The organism is uncultured Methylobacterium sp. (assembly GCF_964244095.1).
In the GTDB taxonomy this organism is placed as follows: domain Bacteria; phylum Pseudomonadota; class Alphaproteobacteria; order Rhizobiales; family Beijerinckiaceae; genus Methylobacterium.
Map to the genome: position 1 here is coordinate 1 of NZ_CAXTHR010000221.1, position 4403 is coordinate 4403.

At 70.9% G+C, this 4403-nt stretch carries 6 protein-coding genes; 1 reads left to right on the plus strand and 5 read right to left on the minus strand.

What is annotated here, in order from left to right; translation table 11 throughout:
* The coding region (locus tag ACFE86_RS21350; protein WP_375457322.1) for a penicillin-binding transpeptidase domain-containing protein at positions 1–1053 on the plus strand (1053 nt) is incomplete at its 5' end.
* Between the two features lie 395 nt (positions 1054–1448).
* On the opposite strand, the gene purQ is transcribed toward ACFE86_RS21350, so the two are convergent.
* From purQ to ACFE86_RS21375, 5 genes are all read right to left on the minus strand, one after another.
* Positions 1449–2129: a phosphoribosylformylglycinamidine synthase subunit PurQ gene (gene purQ, locus ACFE86_RS21355; RefSeq protein ID WP_375457323.1), complete on the minus strand. Its 681-nt coding sequence runs from the start codon at positions 2127–2129 to the stop codon at positions 1449–1451.
* Entirely contained in the window at positions 2129–2368 is a 240-nt protein-coding gene (gene purS, locus ACFE86_RS21360; protein WP_375457324.1) for a phosphoribosylformylglycinamidine synthase subunit PurS, read from the minus strand. The genes purQ and purS overlap by 1 nt, the downstream gene beginning before the upstream one ends.
* 109 nt (positions 2369–2477) lie before the next feature.
* Positions 2478–2717: a hypothetical protein gene (locus ACFE86_RS21365; RefSeq protein ID WP_375457325.1), complete on the minus strand. Its 240-nt coding sequence runs from the start codon at positions 2715–2717 to the stop codon at positions 2478–2480.
* A 120-nt stretch (positions 2718–2837) separates the two neighbouring features.
* On the minus strand, positions 2838–3437 hold the full coding sequence (locus ACFE86_RS21370) for an ActR/PrrA/RegA family redox response regulator transcription factor (protein WP_375457326.1): 600 nt from the start codon (positions 3435–3437) through the stop codon (positions 2838–2840).
* 40 nt (positions 3438–3477) lie between these two features.
* Positions 3478–4403: ActS/PrrB/RegB family redox-sensitive histidine kinase (locus tag ACFE86_RS21375; protein ID WP_375457327.1), on the minus strand; the 926-nt coding region annotated here is incomplete at its 5' end.

Below are 4403 nucleotides of genomic sequence, written 5' to 3' on the forward strand. Positions count from 1 at the left end.
TCCGAGTTCAACCGCGCGACGCAGGCGATGCGCCAGCCCGGCTCCTCGTTCAAGCCGATCGTCTACTCGGCGGCGCTCGACAACGGCTATACCCCGTCCTCGATCGTGCAGGATTCACCGATCACCATCGAGGCCGGCCCCGGCCAGGAGGCGTGGACGCCCTCGAACTACGACGGCAAGTCCGGCGGCCCGCACACGCTGCGCTACGGCATCGAGCACTCGAAGAACCTGATGACGGTGCGGCTCGCCAAGGATGTCGGCATGCCGCTCATCGCCGAGTACGCCCGCCGCTTCGGCGTCTACGACGACATGCTGCCCGTGCTGCCGATGTCGCTCGGCGCCGGCGAGACCACGGTGATGCGCATGGTCACCGCCTACTCGATGCTCGCCAACGGCGGCCGCCGCATCCGCCCGACGCTCATCGACCGCATCCAGGACCGGGTCGGCGAGACGATCTATCGCCACGACGGCCGCAAATGCGTCGGGTGCGACGCCGAGAAGTGGTCCGGCCAGGACGAGCCCAAGCTCGTCGACGATTCCGAGCAGGTGCTCGATCCGCTCACCGCCTACCAGATGGTGTCGATCATGGAGGGCGTCGTGCAGCGCGGCACCGCGACGATCCTGAAGCAGGTCGGCAAGCCGCTGGCCGGCAAGACCGGCACGACCAACGACGCCAAGGACGCGTGGTTCGTCGGCTTCTCCCCCGACTTGGCGGTCGGCATCTATCTCGGCTTCGACAAGCCGCGCTCGCTCGGCGACCGCGCCACCGGCGGCGGACTCGCCGCGCCGATCGCCCTCGACTTCCTCAAGACCGCGCTCAAGGACAAGCCGCCGACGCCGTTCCGCGTGCCGCCGGGGATCAAGCTGATCCGGGTGGCGCTCGGCTCCGGCATGCGCGCCGGCTCGGGCGAGGGCGCGGGCACGATCCTCGAGGCGTTCAAGCCGGGCACCGCCCCGCCGGATTCCTACGCGGCGCCGGCCGGACAGGCCGCCGCCCCGGCCGCCGTCCCCGCGGATGCCGACCGCGCGGCGCAGGCCGGCGGGTTGTACTGAGCGGTCTTTAGGCCGTGCCGCGCGGGTTCGTGATCCTACGGAGCGATGCCTGAAGCGGCGCGGGTCCCCACACCCTCAGCGGGGGAGGGACAGGGTGGGGGGCGAGCACTTTCCGGACAGGGCACGTAACCTTCTCCCCCTGGGAGAAGGGCCCCTGCAGGGCTTCCCGCGATCCATCGGCCCGACCACAAAAAAAGCCGCCCCGTGGGGCGGCTTTGAAGTCTCAGGGAGGCATCAAACAGAGTGCGACGGAAGTCTCACTCGACATCCAGACATCTGGAATGCTTCCTTCATGAATGAGAAAGCTTAAGGCTTGGTTAACGGCGCGCCCGACGACGGGCTTGCGCACGGACCGTTCGGCGGATGCAGGGCGAGGGACGATCCTCCCGCCCCGATCAGGCGGCGAGGCTTTGGAACAGCCCGCGCCCATCGGTGCCGCCGACGAGACCCTCGACGAAGTTCTCCGGGTGCGGCATCATCCCGAGGACGTTGCCGCCCTCCGAATAGACCCCGGCGATGGCGTTGAGCGAGCCGTTGCGGTTGGCGGCCTGCGTCAGTCGCCCGTCCGCGTCGCAGTAGCGGAAGGCGACGCGGCCCTCGCCTTCGATCCGGGCGAGCGTCTCGGGGTCGGCGAAATAATTGCCCTCGCCGTGCGCGACGCAGACGTCGATCACCGCGCCCTTCGCGTAGGCGCTGGAGAAGCGCGTGTCGGCGCGCTCGACGCGCAGGGTCTGCCGGTGGCAGATGAAGCGGCGACCGACGTTGCGCATCAGCACGCCCGGCAGCAGCCCGGCCTCGCACAGGATCTGGAAGCCGTTGCAGATGCCGAGCACGAGGCCGCCGCGGGCGGCGTGCGCCCTCACCGCGTCCATCGCGGCGGCGCGTCCCGCGATGGCGCCGCAACGGAGATAATCGCCGTAGGAGAAGCCGCCCGGCAGCACGGCGAGGTCGGTGCCCGCGGGCAGCGCGGTGTCGGCGTGCCAGACCGTCGAGACCGCGGCGCCGGAAAGCCGCAAGGCCCGGGCGACGTCGGCATCGCGGTTCGAGCCCGGGAAGACCACGATCGCGGCGTGCATCACGCGATCTCGATCGCGTAGTTCTCGACGACGGTGTTGGCGAGCAGCTTCTCGCAGGCCGTCTTCAGGGTCGCCTCGGCCCCGTCGCGGTCGGGCGCGGTCACTTCGATGTCGAACACCTTGCCCTGGCGCACCCCTTCGATCGCGTCGATGCCGAAGGACCTGAGGGCCGCCTCGATGGCCTTGCCCTGGGGGTCGAGGACGCCGGTCTTCAGGGTGACGAGGATGCGGGCTTTCATGATCTGCGACCCTGCCTGAGCGGAACGTGCGATGCGCGGCGCGGACCGCCGCGCCGATCCGCGTCGAACGCGATGAGGCGGTGTGCGCGAGGCGACCGGCGGTCCCGCCTCACCGGCGCACGGCCCCCGGCGCGGCGCGCAGGGGCTCGATGCTCGTCGCCCGCTGCCAGAGCTGCAGCATGATCCAGGCCGCGAACAGGCTGAACAGCGCCATCAGCCCGTGGCCGACGGTGTCGCCGAGGTCGAACAGGCCGGCGATGGCCCAGCCGGCGGCGATCGCGACGGCGAAGACTTCCGTTCCGACCAGCACCATCATGCTGACGATCGTGATCAGGCTGCGGGTGTTCACGGTCTCCGGCTCCTACGCGCGGCGCCGGTGCGCACCCGACCCGCTCCGGCGGCAGTAGCGCGATCGTTGCACCCTGTGCAACCGCCAAGGACTGCCACCGTCCCAGCGGCGGCTCCGCGCTCAGCGCGGGGCGCGCTTGGCGAGGATGCGCTGCAGCGTGCGACGGTGCATGTTAAGCCGTCGCGCGGTCTCGCTGACGTTGCGGCCGCAAAGCTCGTACACGCGTTGGATGTGCTCCCAGCGCACCCGGTCGGCCGACATCGGGTTCTCGGGCGGGTCGGCGCGCTCGCCCGGCTGCGCCATCAGCGTGCCGTGGATCTCGTCGGCGTCGGCGGGCTTGGCGAGGTAGTCGAAGGCACCGAGCTTCACCGCCGTCACGGCGGTGGCGATGTTGCCGTATCCGGTGAGGATCACGCCGCGGGCGTCCGGGCGGCGCTCCTTCAGCCGCGCGATCACGTCGAGGCCGTTGCCGTCGCCCAGCCGCATGTCGATCACCGCGAAGGCCGGCGGGCGGGCCTCGACGGCCGAGACGCCCTCGGCCACGCTCTCGGCAACCTGCACGTGGTAGCCGCGCGCCTCCATCGCCCGGGCGAGCCGGGTCGAGAACGGCTTGTCGTCGTCAACGATCAGCAGGCTGCGGTCGGAGAACGCGGCCAGCGGATCGGTGTCGCTCAGGGTCACGGGCTCGGGGCTGGCCGAATGGCCGGTCTGGGTCAGCATGCGCCGCTCCTTTAACATTTCATTGTTTTCGATCAGCACCTTATATAGGCGCGACATCGCCCGCGGGCAGGGGCGGGACCGTGCCGAATTCGGGGGAATGCCGCGGTGCGGCGCCCCTCTCGAAGATGTGACGGGCCCAGGAGATCCGCACCTGCGCGCCGCGCGCGCCCGGCGCCGAGGCGTTCGACAGGCTGATCTGCGCGCCCGAGCGTTCGATCAGGGTCTTGGCGATGAACAGCCCGAGGCCGAGGCCGGCGCCGACGGTGTCGCCGCCCTGGCCCTGAGCCTGCGTCCGGTCCCGGCTGCGGGTGGTGACGTAGGGTTCGCCCGCCCGCAGCAGCACCTCGCCGGAGAAGCCGGGGCCGTCGTCGCGGATCTCCAGCGAGACCCGGTCCAGCGTCCAGCGGCCCTCGATGATCACGCGGGCGTCGGCGAAGTCGACGGCGTTGTCGAGGATGTTGGCGAGCCCGAACATCACGCCGGCGTTGCGGCGGCAGGCCGGCTCCGGCCCGTCGCCGCGGTTCGAGACGTCGAGCGCGATGCCCATCGCCCGCTGGGGCGCCACCAGTTCCTCGACGAGGTGGCTGAAGCTCAGCGTTTCGAGGAAGCCGGCGCCGTCGCCGTCGAGCGAGGTCAGCTTCGACAGGATGCCGCGGCAGCGGTCGACCTGCTCGCGCAGCAGGTGCAGGTCGTCGGCGACCGACGGCGAGGCGGTGGGCCCGAGTTGGCGCACCAGCTCCTTCGTCACGACCATGATGGTGCCGAGCGGCGTGCCGAGTTCGTGGGCGGCCGCTGCCGCGAGCCCGTCGAGCTGCGACAGGTGCTGCTCGCGGGCGAGCACCAACTCCGTCGCGGCGAGCGCCTGGGCGAGCTGGCGGGTCTCCTCCGCCACCCGCCACGCGTAGACGCCGGTGAAGGCGGTGCCGAGCAGGATCGCGGTCCAGACCCCGGAGACGTAGAGGAACG